Here is a 15,754-nt window from a genome sequence, read left to right as displayed (position 1 = left end):
GAGGAATATAAATGAATATACAACGTGCAATAGAGCTTTCTATGTCAGCAGAACAAGCCAATGTCAATTTTCAAGGCATGCCTGTTATGATTCAACACGTCGATGAAAGCAATGAAACCGCCCGCATATATGAAGTAAAAAACCCAGGACGCGAATTAACTGTTCCAGTTAATAGCTTAGAGGAAATATAAGAAATGCCACTTCTCTTTTGAAGTGGCATTTTTCTTCTTTCAGATTACTTATTATAAATTTCTTCAACTCTTTATTTTACATGAGCTGAAAAAATAAGAATTTTCTACTTCTTTTCTTTTTGTGACCTGCTAAAATACAAACTATGGATTAATTATTCGTACTATACATTAAGGAGGAAAAATAATGGCATCTAATTTAGAAAAAAACCAGCCTTATTATGCAGTTATATTCACTTCTAATTTATCAAATAATACAACTGACTATAATACCGTTGCCGAAGAAATGGAGAAACTTGCAAAGCAACAACCTGGATTTTTAGGTGTAGAAAGTGCACGAGATAATTCTGGACTCGGAATAACAATTTCTTATTGGGAATCACTTGATGCGATTGAAAATTGGAAGAAGAACACCTTACATAAAGAAGCGAAAAAAAGAGGTCGTGAGCAATGGTATGAAAACTTCCACCTGCGTATTTGTCTTGTTGAGAAAGAATTTAAGTTTCATAGAGGTACTTTATAACTATGAAGGAAAAATTAGCTCTCGTTATTGTTCATGAAATATATGGTGTGAACGACCATATGCATCACGTTACCCAGCACTTTACTTCATCTCATATAGACGTATTCTGTCCTAATCTTCTACACTTACAACATGCATTTCATTATCGTGATGAAGAAAAGGCATATGAACATTTTGTAAATCATATTGGATTTGATGATGGAAAAAAGCAAATTGAAGAATTCATTTCTCATCTTTCTAGTAGTTATACACATATTGGACTTATCGGCTTTAGTGTTGGAGCTACCATCTCATGGCTATGTAGTAACAATCCGAAAATAAATTTTATTATCGGATGTTATGGTTCTCGTATACGCGACTATGTTCACATAAAGCCTACATGCGCTACACTACTTATATTCCCTGAAAAAGAAGCTAGTTTTTCAGTATCCTCTTTCATTCAAACATTGCAGCAACAGAATAACCCTTTATTAGAAATAAAACAACTACACGGTGAACATGGATTTCTAAATCCGTACACTGAAAAATATAACGAGCACTCTACAAAACAAGCATACAATTTAATAGATTCATTTCTTGTAAAGTGAAACTTTAATCAGTGGGGGTTGTTCATCCCACATAACCTCTTTTCTTACGCTGAATTTTGAGGCGGGGGTCTTACTGCCCGTTAATGCAGGATAAAAACAAGCTTATGAAGGAGACTCAAATGACGCTGACATTACTCTTACTTGTTTTCATACTCATTGCCTTTATCTCAGCGCTAACTATCATTTTTATAACCGTAAAAAAAGGAGGATTTTTCAACCGCCCCTACTTACAATCTATTATCGTTTGCATTTTATTTTTTACTAATTGGATCTTATATGTAACAACTTTTTATTCGCTACTCCCCGAGAAAGTTAGTGAGTTCATATTCTTACCCATTTGGTTTTTCCTTTGTATTTTAGGTTTTATAACTTTCTGGCGTGAATGGGGAAATAATCGTGTATTCTCCATATGTATCGGTTTTCTTTCCTTGACTAGTTTTTTATTTGGATTATTGTTGTTAGTTCTTTCCGGGATGTAATAGAAGAAGGAAGAAAAGCTAACGTTCAACTTTTCTTCCTTCTATGTTTACCTTTAGTTTTCACTGTCACTGATTCACAAGGTGTATAATATATTTGAGGTGTTGCCTTATCAACAAACATCATAAACGTAACGAAACCGATAATAAAGAAAATAAACAACGTTAACAAAATTGCTCCTATCGTTAAAAGTATCATAACACCACCCCTATATTTTTTATGTTATTACACTTTTCGCTATGATATGAGCGTAATCCTTTTTAGAAAAAGAAACGTAACAAAATAATCACAATCACTCCTGTTAATACTGTACCTAATAAACTACGAGTATATATCGCTACAAGAAATGTTGGAATTGCTGCAATAAGATAATCCCACTGCATCGTCTCGTGCATAAATAAAACTTGTGCTAAAAGTGCTGCTAATATTGCAATTGGTATGTAATTTAACCATTTTAAACCCCAGTCTGGAATTTGTAGTTTACTAAATACGAGTAGAGGTAAAATACGTGGCACGAGTGTAACAGCTCCTGCTGCTAATAAAAGTAATAATACGTCTAATCTCATTTCCATTTTTCAATCACCACTCCAATCGTCGCAGCTAGTAATGTTGCGATAATAACCGCTATACTATCTGGCATAAATAAGTGTGAAACGTATGCGATAATAATCGCTACAATTGCAACACTTAAATGAATTGCTAGCTTTGGTTTACTACTTATGAGCTGAAGTACAAATAATCCGATAAACATTGCTGGTAATGCATAATCCATCCCGTATGTATGTGGATCTGGTATCCACTCACCAAATAGCCCGCCGATAATAGTAGCAAGAATCCAGTTTAAATAAGCCGTTACATTTAGCCCAATCATCCATCTTTCGCCTAAATATCCTTTTTGCGCTGCATGCTGCACTGCAACACCGAACGTTTCATCTGTAATTTGAGAACCGATTAGTAAGTTTTTAAATAGAGGCAGTTTCATAAAGTATGGCGCAAGTGCAGCACTCATAAGAAGGTGGCGCAAGTTAACAAAAAATACAGTAAAAATAATTGCAGAAGCAGGAGCACCGGCTGCATACATACCAGCTAATATAAATTGGGCAGAACCTGCATAAATTAAAGTGGACATAAACGCAATTTCAATGATAGAGAAACCAGCTGTTTTTGCAATTACACCAGCTGCTATACCGATGCTCAAGTAACCAAATACAGTTGGTAAACAATCTTTTACTCCTTGCTGAAATGTATCATCGCTCTGCAAAGCTACATGTGTCTGAGCTTTACTCATCCTTATCATCCTCCATTCCTTCTAAAGTTCGTTTTCCTGTTACGACATGAACTAAATCTATATTTTCACGCCATAACGTATCTAACTTATCCGCCCCAAATTCCTTCGTGATTTCTTCAACCATAATATCGTGCCGCACATACTCTGTAGCAACGAGAACTAGCGCTGGGTCATACGTTGTAACGGCCCATGAAGTGCTATCATTTGAAAAGTTCGCAATTAATACTTCCTCTCCATCACGAGCAATAACAGTTAAATGACCACCCATTCTCTTTTCAACAACGTGGGGCGTCATATAATTATGGTGAAATGTCGCTCCTATCTTTGTTTCTGGAGCTCCAAATAAGATTGAGAATATATTCACACCTTCCTCTTCCTTTTGATGTATGTATGGCTCAATTTCATGCACTTGATCTTCCCATACAGAAATCCATAACTCTTCCTTTGCTCTACCAATTATATTGCATATTTCTTTTAAAACACGATCATTTGAGCGAATATGCGAAATTACATCAATCTGTCTTTCTTGTTCTAAACCATTTAATTTCTGGTCTAAAAACTCAAAGGACTTCTCAAAGTCTTTTCGCATTCGATTCATTAATTCCGTAGCTGGTACTGGTACATATTTAACTGGTTCAGAAGGTACAATATGCACCGCTCCTTTATCCATTAACTTACCGAGTACCTCGTAAATCATAGAACGAGGTACTCCTGTTTGTTTACTTACTTCATAGCCTGTTACTGAGGAATGTTTTAACAATCCAATATACGCTTTACATTCATATTGGGAAAATCCTAACTTTTGTAATTCCTTTATAATTTCATCCATCGGTAACCCCTCACAATCTAAATCGCTCTTACTTCAAAACGACGATTTTGCTTCCCTTTACTTTTTACTTTATCAATAACAAGTGTTCCTATTTCACTCGTATTTTTCACATGTGTGCCTCCACAAGCTTGTTCGTCTAAATTTTCAATTGTAACAATGCGGATTTCTTGGATAGTAGTTGGCAGGAGATTTATTGCTGTTTTAATCATTCCTACAGCATTTTCTGCTTCTTCGCGGCTCATATAACGAGTGGAAATTTCTTTATTTTGCTTAATAAGTTTATTCACTTCCTCAACAATTTCTTCTACTTCCACGCTCGATAACTCTTGTAACTCATTAAAGTCGATACGTGCTTTATCAGGATAAATTTGATTTCCGGTGCATAGAGCTCCATACTTTTCATAAACAACAGCTCCGATAAGATGCAGTAAAGAGTGATGACGCATTAAATTATGACGTCTTTCCCAATTTATCTCTAATTTAACTGGACCTAACTTTACTTGAGCTTCATCTTTTATATAGTGAACTATTTCTCCTTGCTCCTTCTTTACTTTTTCAACTTCAAATACAGACCCATCTTGTACAATGACACCCGTATCACATTCCTGTCCTCCACCAGTTGGATAAAAAACTGTTTCTTTTACAAATACTTTATTCCCTTCTACTCTTATCACTTCTGTTTCGCAACTCGTTTTGTATGCATCTTCTAAATATAATGCCGTTGTCATACTCTCACCTCTTTAGTAGTTATAGTTATACCTACTAATATAAAAAAGAAACTCCGTGAAGTCAATTGATAATTCTGAAATTTAAAATTAATAAAAGACTCCTTTATTAGGAGTCCACTATCTCAATATTTCATTCGCTTCTTTTTCATAAATTTTATCAAATGACGTCATAACGCGCTGTGATGCTTGAATCATCTTTTGATCTGTCATAAGATCTGCCATCTCTTTCGTCATATCTACATTTGAATTTTCTAGCATATGATTTTTTACTATTCCTGTTCCGTTCGGTAAATTAGCAATGTTTCCTTCTGCTAGTGTAAAGCTTTTGTTTTCACGTTGCACGAGACGTGCATTCGTTTCGGCATCTACTGTTTTTGTTTGCAAACGAGCAATATTATTTTGTGTTACCTCATCATATAATGTACCATCTGCTTGTACAGCAACCTTTGCTCCTTCTGGAATACGAATACGCTCATTATTCTCTCCCATTACGAAAGCACCAGATGATGTTTGTAAATAACGATCACTATTTAATGTGAAACTACCATCTCTCGTTAAAAACGTTTCATCATTTTTAGAAGTAACGAAAAATGATGTTGTGCCGGCCGCGCCGTCATCTAAAAAGAAATCTGTAGCGCTATTTGTCATTTGTATATTTCCTTGTACTAAATTCACATGCGTTGCAGCTGGTACTACAGCGTAATCGACCGAACCGATATTTGTTACCGCCCCATCTCCGCGGCGATATGTGTCTTGTACATCAAATACTTTAGACGTCATATTTTCTGCTTTAAATCCTGTCGTTTGAGCATTTGCAACGTTATTCGAATGAACATTAATGCGCTGCATGTAATTCATCATGCCCATAGAACCTATATAAAGACCGTTCATATTCGTTTGAATAAGGCAAGCGCCTTATTCTTCACCTCTTTTCTACGATGTTTGTAACATTTGTTTCGCTAAATGTTCAGCTGTAGCGATATGTATATTTTTCTTTATGTCTTGGCCATCTGTCATTAATACAATAGGAGCTGATGATACTGCTGGAATTTTCAACAATTCGCCACTACTTGCTGTTTCATCAAATTTCGTAAACACAATACCATCTATATGAATATCTTTAAAGTTTGTAATAATTTCAATCATATCTTTACTTTTCATTGAAGCTGATAACGTTAAACAAATATAATCTGGTTCTACTTGTCCCATCGTTTCAATCATTTCTTCCACTGTTTCTGACGTACGATAATTTTTTCCGGCTGTATCAATTAAAATATAATCGACGCGTGCTTCTTCTTTAAAATACGTAAGCGCTCTTGTCATTGCAGCTTCATCACGCACAGCAATTACTTCAGATCCAATTGTCTTTACGTTATCTTGCAATTGCTGTACTGTTCCTATGCGCGAATGATCTGTCGTTATAAAACCAACTGTTTTTTTCTTACCGTGAAATTGCCATGCCATTTTCGCGAGTGTCGTCGTTTTACCAACGCCAGTTGGACCGATTAATGCAATTGTTTGTACTTCTTTTTCAAAGACGTTTTCCGTATTGAAATGAGATTTCATATCTTCCAATATGTACCTGATAACTTCTTCTTCCGTAATCATCGTTGCATTTTCAAACTTTATTTTTAACTTTTCAGCATATGCATGAATGAAATATTGTTCCACATCGTTTTGTTCTAGCATCCGAATTACTTTTTGAATAATAAACGGTACAGATTCTTGATTTTCTTTCTTTGGAACTACTTCTTCTTTCTTTACTGGAACGACTTGTTTCACAACTTTTTTCTTTTTCGTTACTTTCGTTACTTCCGTTTCTTTCATCGGTTTCACAACGACGATTCCTTTTTCAAACAGCTTTAATAGTTTCTCTTTTTTTCTTGCCCATTCTTCACTATTTCCTGTTTGCATCGCCGCGTATGACATAGAAGTCGTTACGTTTTCTAAATTGTGCAGTACTGATTGAATTCCATTCGCCTTCACAATTTGTTCTGAAGGATCATTCACAACATCCATTAACTGTTCATGAAATTGAGCTGTACCTTCATTCACTTCTTCCTGTTTTTCTTCTGGAAAAGCAACTAACATTTCATAATCCTTTTTCCAAAAAAACGGTATATTTCGTTTTACACTTTCATCGACAACATAATAATAATCTGTACCATATTGGTCAAATAACTTTCGATACAATTCATTTTTCGAAGCTGCTTTTATTCGCATTAACGCTTCTTTCTTTTCTGTACTTTCCATTACTTCACCCCCTACTATTCAATATAGGCAATTTGATCCACAACAATTTCTGGTGCTAATTCACTAATACAAAGTACTTGTGCTTCCACTTGATAACGTTCTAGCAGTCTTACAATCGCAAATCTAAAATCTTTTCTACGTGTTAATAACACTGGTTCTCTTCCCATTAAACGTGCTTGCTTAAAGACGCGCTGCACTTGCTCAACGACACGTGTTTCTAAATCTAAATCCCAGTTTAATAAGTAACCTTGATATGAATTATTCACAACATCCGCATCTAACTCGATTGAATCAGAGAAGAGCGCTGCATATATTTTTCCGTCCGGATTTTTCGCATTTTCACAAATAACTTTTGAAATACATTCACGAACAAATGATGTTACACCATCCACGTGGTTTTGATAAATTTCTTTGCCGTCAATAATACCTTCAATAATTGTTGGTAAATCACGAATAGAAATACCTTCTTTTAGAAGTTGTTTAATAACATTTTGAACAAGTGATAAATCAATTTCTTTTTTCTTAATCTCTTCTAATAGAACGCCATTATCATTTTCAAGCGAGTTAATTAAGTCTTTTACATGTTGGCGCTGAATTAATTCATGAAGATTACGTCTAACGACAACATCTAAATGTGTAATTAATATGCTAAGTGGCTCTAAAACTTGATAGCCTTTCATTTGTGCATCTTGCACCATATGCTCTAAAATCCAATATCCATCTTCACCGAAAATTGGATCTTTCGCTGGTTCTGCATCTAAATCAGCCATTACGTTTGGTGTTTTCAGTGCTAATAAATAACCTGATTTTAAAACACCTTCAGCCGCCTTCGCACCTTTAATTCGAATAATGTAACGTCCGCGTGGCCTAAAGCTCGTATTATCTTTAAAGTTAATTCCAGGAACGTTAATACCAAGGTCAGTAATAATTGACTTCCTCATAAGAACAACTTTATCACGCGCTGTTTCCCCGTTAATTTTTTGCTTTACAAGTGCTGCTAAATCTAAACCGAGTTCTACTATAATTGGATATTTATCCGTAAATACTCCAAATGAATCTTCCACTTGTTGCAGTTGTTCATCTTCGCCTTGGATCATTTCTATTTCTTTTTGAAGCTCGTCTTCTTTTTCTTTCTTTATTCGATTTTTATTACGAATTCCTAAGAAGATAATTGTTCCGCCAACGAGTGCGAATGGTAGAAACGGTAGCGGAGTAAAAATACCCATTGCGATAAATAAACCACCGAGCGCATATACAACGACTTCATGCGCTAATAACTCTTTAAAGATACCTTCTGTTACTGTATCCGGTGAACCGTCAAATACACGCGTTACGATAATACCTGTTGAAATTGCAAGCATAAGCGATCCAATTTGGTTTACGATTCCGTCACCGACAGTTAACTGTGTATAATGAAGAGCCGCATCCGCAAAGCTCATCCCTTGCTGCATCATTCCGACAATTAAACCGAAAATAATGTTTACGAATAAAATGACAATCCCGAAAATAACGTCCCCTTTAATGAACTTTCCGGCACCATCCATCGCCCCGTAAAACTCTGTTTCCATATTTAATTTTTTTCGTTTTGCTTGTGCATCTTTTTCTGAAATAATACGCTGGTTTAAATCAGCATCGATAGACATTTGTTTCCCTGGTAAAGAATCAAGTGTAAAACGAGCTGCAACTTCAGCTGTACGAGACGCACCGTTTGCAACGATAAACTGGAATATGATTAATACTGTAAAAATAACGATACCAATTAATAAGTTTCCGCCAATTACGAACTGGCCGAACTCTTCAATAACATGACCTGCATTTCCATCTGTCAAAATCGCTCGCGTCGTCGAAACGTTAATCGATACGCGGAAAATCCCGATTAATAACAACATCGTTGGAAATGACTTTAATTCATCCCACTCGTTAATACTTGTCGCTCGCATATAAATAAGCACTGACATACTTAGTAAAAAAACGATAATGATATCAAGTATAAATGGTGGAAGTGGAATTAAGAGCGCCACTACGAATGACGCTGCTAAAAAGATAGAAAAATAGGTTCTTGCAGAATCTATCTTAAACAAAGAGATCTCCTCCAAACGCGCTATTATACTTCAAGTTCATTCGTCTGAATTAAATAGCGCATAACTTCAATTACAGCTACATATAAATCTTCTGGAATCGTCTCATCTTCCTCGACTTGATAATATAAAGAACGAGCAAGCGGACGGTTTTCCACCATTGGTATTTCTTGTTCACGGGCAAGCGTTCGTATATATAATGCGAGCTCATCTTCCCCTTTTGCAACGACAATTGGTGCTGCATCAACGTGTTTATTGTAACGAAGTACGACCGAAATATGAGTCGGGTTGTTTACAATAAACGTTGCGCCATCCATCTTCTTCGCAATTGTTCCTTGCAAGATTGCATGCATAAAGTTTTTTCGTTTCCCTTTAACTTGCGGGTCCCCTTCATTATCTTTATGCTCTTGTTTCACTTCTTCTTTTTTCATCTTAATATCTTGCTCGTACTCCCATTTTTGATAAATGAAATCAATAATAGAAAGAACGATTAAAATAATTAAAATTGCTAAGAAAATAAATTTAATTTCCCTAATAATTTCAGTAAGTGATGCAGTCCAGTTAAATCCAATCATACTGACAATTTTCTCTAAATTCTTTTTAAAGAGAACGTAAGCGACGTAACCGATTAATCCCATATAAAATAGTGATTTCAAAATATCTACTAAACTTTTACGACTAAACAGTCTCGTAAAATAGTTTTTCGGATTAATACGTGACGCTTTCGGTTTAATGACTTTAGAAGAAAATAGGAAGCCGACTTGAATCATATAATTGAATAAATGAAAAGCGTATACGAGTATTAATATCGGAGCCGATACTTTCAGTAATAAAATCCCCATTAAATAAAAATACTCGGTTGAATCTGTATTTTTTCCAATTTGATCAAACAGCACCGCTACGGAATTTGCAATCTCATACCCTAGCCAATCTCCGAAGAAATAAACGACAACTGCTAATACGAGAATGGAAAATAAATTATTTAAATCTTTACTCCGGGCAATATTCCCTTCTTCACGCGATTTTTTACGCTTCTGCGGGGTGGCCTTTTCTGTTTTATTATCCTTTGCCATGCGCGTCCCCCTACTTCGTTAAGAAAAAGTTAAATAGTTTCGTATACTCTTCAAGTAATACATCCGTCATATTTTTAAACACATAACCGAGCATCGGTACACTCATCGCAATAAACAAAATACCGCACGTAATTTTAATTACGTATGCATTCATAAAAACGTTTAATTGCGGAGCGTTTTTTGCAATTAAAATTAGAACAAAGTTAATGATGAATAAACTTCCCATAAGCGGAAGAGCAATTTCAACCGCTGATGTGATCGCAAATAATAGCGTTGCGAGTAGACTATCTAAGAAACTAGTCGTCAACAATTTTGAAATCGCCTCTGTATATTGAAACGACTTTAAAATCGTGGCAACGAAATAATTAATGCCGCCAAGTGAAATAAAAATAATGAGAAAAAATATATCAAAAATGGTTGATAGTAAAGTAGACTGTGAGCCCGCATTTACATCAAACAAACTTGCTTGTGATAAACCGATATCAAAGTCTAAAATATGCCCGGCCATTTTCGGAATGTTCCACAGCATTTCTACAATTTTTGAAAGTGATAATCCAATTACAATTTGCGTTCCTGCATAAGCTGCAACGTCCCAAACTGTCTTGATGTGAGAGACATCCACTTGATCAGCCACTGTAATTGAAAGAGCAAGTCCAACTGTAACCTTCGCCATTGCTGGAATGGATCGTCCTGAGAAAAACGGTAAAAAATATAAAAATGAAGTAATGCGGCAAAACGCAAAAAACGTTGCCGCCCATAATTCCATATTCATTTCAGTTCACCTATCTTAGTACGAACGCAATAGCGATGGGATTTTATCAAATAAATCTAAAATAAGTGTCGTTAACTCTTGGAACATCCACGGACCTAAAATGATAATAACGAGGACAATACTCGCCATTTTCGGTAAAAACGTCAGCGTTTGCTCTTGAATTTGCATCATCGCCATAATGACAGCGATGATAATAACGACAATCATACTTACGCCGGCAACCGGCATTAAAATCATAACCCCTTTATAAAAAAAGGTTTGAAAAATATCTATAATTGGTGACGTATTCATTTATATGACTCCTATCACATAGCATCAAACGCTTCAGGCGACCGTTTTAAACATAATGTCGACGATTTTTGTATACCCACCTAAATATACGAAAACGAGTATTTTAAACGGTAAACTTAAAATCATCGGCGGTACCATCATCATCCCGAGGTACATTAAAAGTGTACTAATAATCAAATCTATAAATACAAACGCTAAATAAATGAACATCCCTGTTAGTAAACCTTTTTGAATTTGCGTTAACGTAAAGGATGGTACGAGTGTAAATAAGGATAGATCCTTTAAATCTTTCGGCAACTCTTCTCCGCGTACTTTCAGCATCATTTTCAAATCATGCTTATACGTATGCTTTGACATATATTCTTTCATAATAGGAGCTGTCGTTTCCGCAGCTTGGCTTACTGTTATTTTCTCTTTCGTCATCGGATCCCACACATCGCTCTTCAGTTGCCCGAGTACAGGCTGCATCGTAAAGAGTGATAAAAATAATGCAAGTCCAACAAGCACTTGGTTTGGTGGTAAATTCATTACCCCAAGTCCTTGACGTGTAATCCCTAGAACGATCATAAAATAAGTAAAATGTGTAAATAATAGAACGATAGAAGAAGATAATGATAAAAGGGTAACGAGCGCAAATAGTTGTACACTTGAATTACTCGTAAACTCTTTTCCATTTTCGAAATTAATAAAACCGTTCGGGGCTGCATACGCTGGATTTACAAAAATAATTGAAAAAACGATAGAAAATACGAAAATAACGGCTAATAATGATAACTGTTTCTTTATTCTCATGATGGATCCTCTACTTTTTTCGTTTCAGTCTTCACCGCGTCTTCTAGCGCTTGTTGAAACTGATTTCCTGTTCCGGTTAATTGCACAGACTGTACACCGTTATTACTAATAACAGTGAACACTTGCTTTCCGTCCACTTCAAATAAAAAGGCACTCGTTTGATGATTTAAATACACGCCGTCTTTTACTTGAATATGGCCATTTTCACCCTGCTTAAAAAACTGCTGTTTGCGCGTCTTTTTCGTCATATAATATGCACCGTAGCCGAGCGCACCAAACAGTAAAACGACTTGAAATAAGGTCGTCATATACGACATATGACTCCTCCTCTACTCTTTATCTTGCATTTGACTTTGCGCTTTCATAAGCGCCGCTTGTTTCTTATCAGCTTCAATTTCAGAAATGATAATACCGAATTTCTCGTCCATTACAATTGCTTCACCGATGCCGACTTTCATATTACTTAAATACACATCTACTTTATGTCCTAAGTTTTTCTCTACTTCAAGAACATCGCCAACTTTTAACTGCTTCACATCACCAAGTGTAATAGATGACTTTCCAAGCTTTACACCAAGTTCAATCGAAATATCTGAAACAGTATCAATATGTGCTTTACCTGCTTCATTTCGCTTTCCTGCAAAATCTTCTAATCCCATTAATGACACAGGAGATACTTCATGCTTCATATGGATCCTCCTACTCTACAAAACTTTTAAATAGGAGCGCCTTACGCGTTCCATCTTTTCCAATAAAACAATTAAATTTATGCTTTCCATCTACATAACCAAGTAATTCATCCGAAACTTTCGTATGAAGCGGAATAATATCGCCTTCTTCAATTTGTTCAATCTCACTCATTGTCATTTTCTGCTCACCAATCGCAACGTGAACAGGTTTGTACACTTGATTTACTTTCACTTCCACTTCAGACGTATACTTCCTACGTTTGTCCGAAGAATGTTCGACAATATTTTCAGACGTTAACTTATCCATAATTTCTTCAACAGATAAGAACGGAATCCCGATACGCACCGTCGTATTCCAAAAATCTGTTTTCATATTTACATTAAGTAATGAAATGATATCGCTCGCTGTCGTAATCTTTAATGCATTTGGATCTGTTTCCGTCGTTACAAATTTCGGTTCAATCGCAACAACACTTTCAAATGATTGCTCTAAATTTTTACAAAGAAGCAAGAATATATTATCAAGCGTTAAAAACTCAAACGCTGTTAACGGTCTGCGCATCGTAAAGTTACGCTTACTATCTCCGCCAAGCCAACATTCATGAATATAAATAACGAATGCTAAATCAATCTCAATAACAATTTCTCCAAGCTCTGGTAAACCGAGATCAATCACGCAATATAAATAATAATCTTTCGGCATTTTCTCCACATACTCACTCGTAAATGGAACTTGCTCAACTGTCGAAGGCTCTAGTTCAATTGGAATACGCATACGCGCTGATAACGTCTGTGACGTCTGTTTTCCAAACGTAGAAGCAATAGCTTGCAAACTACGTAAATGCTCAACACCAAACTTCTCTGGTCTATTAAAATCATACTCTTGAAATTTCTCTTGCTTTCCTGCTTCTTGTGCGAAAGCTGGCATTTCCTCGCCTTCATTTACCGCCTTCAGCAGGGCATCAATTTGCTCTTGGCTTAATTTTTCGCCACTCATGACAATCCCCTTCCCTACCTTTTCAATTCAACGATTTCAACGTACATCTTCCCATTCTTCGTCAAAATCTTTCCGGTTCCAATCTCTTCATTCTCAAGCATAAGACGCACCGTATTTTTCGTTGAATTTTCAAGACGATACAATGTACCTTTCGTAATATGAAGCAGATCTTCAATTTTCTTTTTCGTATTTCCGATTTCAAAATAAATTGTTAACGGAATATCATCTTGTAATTTCAAATCTAGCCAACTCCCATATCATGTTCACGAAAATTTCATGTTCTCTCTATATATGAAACTTCTTATTTTGAAACGTCGATATTTAATATTTTTTTAATATATCCTCGCGTTTCTTTAAATGGCGGTACGCCTCCGTACTTTCTCACATTACCAGGACCAGCATTATAAGAAGCAAGCGCCAATACTAAGTCGCCGTTATTTTTCTTTAAATAACCGCTTAACTCTTTCACGCCACCTTCAATACTTTCAGCTGGTGAAAATGGATTCTTCACACCCATCTCCTTCACATTCGCTGGCATAAGCTGCATAAGACCCATCGCACCTGCATGTGACACCGTTTTCGGATTAAAATTAGACTCTACTTCAATCATTTTTTGAATTAACGTTTTTGGAATTCCGTATGTACGACTTACTCGATCAATAATATCCTCATACTTCCCTTCATTGGAAGAACGTATTTTTTGAATATTATACTTCTTCGTTAATCCCCACGTATCAGCAGCCTCATTTTTCGTTTCTGGGAAACGTCGTTCAAACTCTTTTTGCGCAACTTGCACTTCATCTGCTTTCTTCGTTTCACCCTTTTCTTCGGGCTTACTCGCTTCATCTACTTTATTAATAGATTGTTCCGGCTTATTAACAACCGTTTCTATTTTCGTAGATTGTTCCGGCTGACTCATATCTTCTATTTTTGCCGGCTGCGTAGTAGCCTTCGTCTCCCTCGCAGGTTCACTCTGCAACTTCTCTTGAAAACGACTACTAACAAATGCTTGTGGACTACTTAGCTTTTGCTGAATTTGTCCTTTTTTATATGCAAGCACTTCTTTTACTATATTTCCAACTAACATAATATCACCTTTTCGGTAAACAAAGATAATCTAATATTAGAGTTTTTTTTTAAAGTTTGCAATAATCCTTTTGATAATATTGTAATAAAAAAATGAACAAATAGGAAATTATCATTTTTTTATATTCATTAATTACAATTATTCGTTGACACGATATACACCAAGGATTACAATTAATCTCGAAATTGATTTTTTTGCATATTTACGTTTAACAATTAACAGAAAAATCAATATAAAAAAATGGGGGTTCTTAACATGAGAATTAATACAAACATTAACAGCATGCGTACTCAAGAGTACATGCGACAAAACCAAGACAAAATGAATACATCTATGAACCGTTTATCTAGCGGTAAATCAATCAACAGTGCAGCTGACGATGCAGCTGGTTTAGCTATCGCTACTCGTATGCGTGCGAAAGAAGGCGGATTAAACGTTGGAGCACGTAACACACAAGACGCTATGTCTGCTTTACGCACTGGTGACGCTGCATTAGGTTCAGTTTCAAACATCTTACTTCGTATGCGTGATCTTGCAACACAAGCATCAAGCGGTACTAACAACGATAAAGATATCAAATCTATGAACAAAGAGTATCAAGCATTAGCACAAGAAATTAATCATATTGCTGACAAAACAAATTTCAATGGTAATGCATTTTTAGGTGGTACTGGTGGGAAGGATATCACAATTCAACTTTCTGATGCTTCAAGTGATACAATGACAATCAAAGCTATTCAAACAAAGTCTATAACAACTGATAAGTTAGCAGTTGGAGCTGATCCCGATGATGCAGTTAAGAATTTAACTGCTACAACTGCAGCAACTGAAATCACAGCTCTTGACACTGCTATTCAAGAAATTGCTGACGCTAGAGCAACTTTCGGTTCTCAATTAAACCGTTTAGACCATAACTTAAACAACGTAACGAGCCAAGCTACTAATATGGCAGCTTCTGCTTCTCAAATTGAAGATGCTGATATGGCAAAAGAAATGTCTAACATGACAAAATTCAAAATTTTAAACGAAGCAGGCATCAGCATGCTTTCTCAAGCTAACCAAACTCCACAAATGGTTTCTAAATTATTACAATAAACCATTT

At 35.8% G+C, this 15,754-nt stretch carries 22 protein-coding genes; 5 read left to right on the top strand and 17 right to left on the bottom strand.

Annotated elements, in window-relative coordinates; all coding sequences use genetic code 11:
• Nucleotides 1-11 precede the first annotated feature (11 nt).
• The 4 genes from DN407_RS08335 (at nucleotide 12) to DN407_RS08320 (ending at nucleotide 1,777) form a co-directional block, all read left to right on the top strand.
• A complete protein-coding gene (locus DN407_RS08335) occupies nucleotides 12-191 on the top strand; it encodes an H-type small acid-soluble spore protein (RefSeq protein WP_001025731.1) in 180 nt (59 codons plus the stop codon).
• 184 nt (nucleotides 192-375) lie between these two features.
• Nucleotides 376-711: an antibiotic biosynthesis monooxygenase family protein gene (locus DN407_RS08330; RefSeq protein WP_149216164.1), complete on the top strand. Its 336-nt coding sequence runs from the start codon at nucleotides 376-378 to the stop codon at nucleotides 709-711.
• Between the two features lie 2 nt (nucleotides 712-713).
• A complete protein-coding gene (locus tag DN407_RS08325; RefSeq protein ID WP_000660115.1) occupies nucleotides 714-1,298 on the top strand; it encodes a dienelactone hydrolase family protein in 585 nt (194 codons plus the stop codon).
• A gap of 119 nt (nucleotides 1,299-1,417) precedes the next feature.
• Complete coding sequence (locus DN407_RS08320) at nucleotides 1,418-1,777, top strand: hypothetical protein (protein ID WP_002100887.1); 360 nt, start codon at nucleotides 1,418-1,420, stop codon at nucleotides 1,775-1,777.
• Between the two features lie 25 nt (nucleotides 1,778-1,802).
• Here the strand turns inward: DN407_RS08320 and DN407_RS08315 are convergent, their stop codons facing one another.
• The 17 genes from DN407_RS08315 to DN407_RS08235 all read right to left on the bottom strand — a co-directional run bounded on the left by DN407_RS08315 (nucleotide 1,803) and on the right by DN407_RS08235 (nucleotide 14,652).
• A complete protein-coding gene (locus DN407_RS08315; RefSeq protein WP_000602244.1) occupies nucleotides 1,803-1,973 on the bottom strand; it encodes a DUF3951 domain-containing protein in 171 nt (56 codons plus the stop codon).
• Between the two features lie 62 nt (nucleotides 1,974-2,035).
• Nucleotides 2,036-2,347, bottom strand: a complete 312-nt coding sequence (locus DN407_RS08310; RefSeq protein ID WP_000425942.1) for an AzlD domain-containing protein — start codon at nucleotides 2,345-2,347, stop codon at nucleotides 2,036-2,038.
• Entirely contained in the window at nucleotides 2,338-3,063 is a 726-nt protein-coding gene (locus DN407_RS08305; RefSeq protein ID WP_098021418.1) for an AzlC family ABC transporter permease, read from the bottom strand. Before DN407_RS08305 ends, DN407_RS08310 begins: the two co-directional genes overlap by 10 nt.
• Complete coding sequence (locus DN407_RS08300) at nucleotides 3,056-3,892, bottom strand: TrmB family transcriptional regulator (protein ID WP_149216163.1); 837 nt, start codon at nucleotides 3,890-3,892, stop codon at nucleotides 3,056-3,058. Before DN407_RS08300 ends, DN407_RS08305 begins: the two co-directional genes overlap by 8 nt.
• 17 nt (nucleotides 3,893-3,909) lie before the next feature.
• Complete coding sequence (locus DN407_RS08295) at nucleotides 3,910-4,620, bottom strand: alanyl-tRNA editing protein (protein ID WP_000205398.1); 711 nt, start codon at nucleotides 4,618-4,620, stop codon at nucleotides 3,910-3,912.
• 117 nt (nucleotides 4,621-4,737) lie between these two features.
• Entirely contained in the window at nucleotides 4,738-5,511 is a 774-nt protein-coding gene (locus DN407_RS08290) for a flagellar basal-body rod protein FlgG (RefSeq protein WP_001013934.1), read from the bottom strand.
• 42 nt (nucleotides 5,512-5,553) lie between these two features.
• The gene (gene flhF, locus DN407_RS08285) at nucleotides 5,554-6,873 is read right to left on the bottom strand and encodes a flagellar biosynthesis GTPase FlhF (RefSeq protein WP_000446174.1); all 1,320 of its coding nucleotides are present in this window, start codon (nucleotides 6,871-6,873) and stop codon (nucleotides 5,554-5,556) included.
• A gap of 14 nt (nucleotides 6,874-6,887) precedes the next feature.
• Nucleotides 6,888-8,954 (bottom strand): flagellar biosynthesis protein FlhA, encoded by a 2,067-nt coding sequence (flhA, locus tag DN407_RS08280; RefSeq protein ID WP_000472534.1) that lies wholly within the window; start codon nucleotides 8,952-8,954, stop codon nucleotides 6,888-6,890.
• 23 nt (nucleotides 8,955-8,977) lie between these two features.
• On the bottom strand, nucleotides 8,978-10,024 hold the full coding sequence (gene flhB / locus DN407_RS08275; RefSeq protein ID WP_001030111.1) for a flagellar type III secretion system protein FlhB: 1,047 nt from the start codon (nucleotides 10,022-10,024) through the stop codon (nucleotides 8,978-8,980).
• 10 nt (nucleotides 10,025-10,034) lie between these two features.
• The gene (locus DN407_RS08270; protein ID WP_001055718.1) at nucleotides 10,035-10,796 is read right to left on the bottom strand and encodes a flagellar biosynthetic protein FliR; all 762 of its coding nucleotides are present in this window, start codon (nucleotides 10,794-10,796) and stop codon (nucleotides 10,035-10,037) included.
• Between the two features lie 15 nt (nucleotides 10,797-10,811).
• The gene (locus tag DN407_RS08265; RefSeq protein ID WP_001098085.1) at nucleotides 10,812-11,087 is read right to left on the bottom strand and encodes a flagellar biosynthetic protein FliQ; all 276 of its coding nucleotides are present in this window, start codon (nucleotides 11,085-11,087) and stop codon (nucleotides 10,812-10,814) included.
• A gap of 33 nt (nucleotides 11,088-11,120) precedes the next feature.
• Nucleotides 11,121-11,879, bottom strand: coding sequence for a flagellar type III secretion system pore protein FliP (locus DN407_RS08260; protein WP_001220582.1), 759 nt, complete (start codon nucleotides 11,877-11,879; stop codon nucleotides 11,121-11,123).
• Nucleotides 11,876-12,196 carry a hypothetical protein gene (locus tag DN407_RS08255; protein WP_000121178.1) on the bottom strand — a complete coding sequence of 107 codons (321 nt, stop codon included), beginning with the start codon at nucleotides 12,194-12,196 and terminating at the stop codon, nucleotides 11,876-11,878. Before DN407_RS08255 ends, DN407_RS08260 begins: the two co-directional genes overlap by 4 nt.
• 12 nt (nucleotides 12,197-12,208) lie before the next feature.
• Nucleotides 12,209-12,568: a flagellar motor switch protein FliN gene (gene fliN / locus DN407_RS08250; protein WP_000680010.1), complete on the bottom strand. Its 360-nt coding sequence runs from the start codon at nucleotides 12,566-12,568 to the stop codon at nucleotides 12,209-12,211.
• A gap of 10 nt (nucleotides 12,569-12,578) precedes the next feature.
• Entirely contained in the window at nucleotides 12,579-13,565 is a 987-nt protein-coding gene (gene fliM, locus DN407_RS08245; protein WP_000012361.1) for a flagellar motor switch protein FliM, read from the bottom strand.
• Nucleotides 13,566-13,579: 14 nt separating this feature from the next.
• Entirely contained in the window at nucleotides 13,580-13,804 is a 225-nt protein-coding gene (locus DN407_RS08240; protein WP_000775712.1) for a flagellar motor switch protein FliN, read from the bottom strand.
• 62 nt (nucleotides 13,805-13,866) lie between these two features.
• On the bottom strand, nucleotides 13,867-14,652 hold the full coding sequence (locus tag DN407_RS08235) for a lytic transglycosylase domain-containing protein (RefSeq protein ID WP_149216162.1): 786 nt from the start codon (nucleotides 14,650-14,652) through the stop codon (nucleotides 13,867-13,869).
• 255 nt (nucleotides 14,653-14,907) lie between these two features.
• Between DN407_RS08235 and DN407_RS08230 the strand changes: the two genes are divergently transcribed.
• Nucleotides 14,908-15,747 carry a flagellin N-terminal helical domain-containing protein gene (locus tag DN407_RS08230; RefSeq protein WP_149216161.1) on the top strand — a complete coding sequence of 280 codons (840 nt, stop codon included), beginning with the start codon at nucleotides 14,908-14,910 and terminating at the stop codon, nucleotides 15,745-15,747.
• Nucleotides 15,748-15,754 lie beyond the last annotated feature (7 nt).

Source organism: Bacillus sp. JAS24-2 (assembly GCF_008274905.1).
GTDB lineage: Bacteria > Bacillota > Bacilli > Bacillales > Bacillaceae_G > Bacillus_A > Bacillus_A cereus.
Note: the sequence above shows the minus strand (reverse complement) of the source record. Positions and strands in the feature narration are given on the sequence as shown.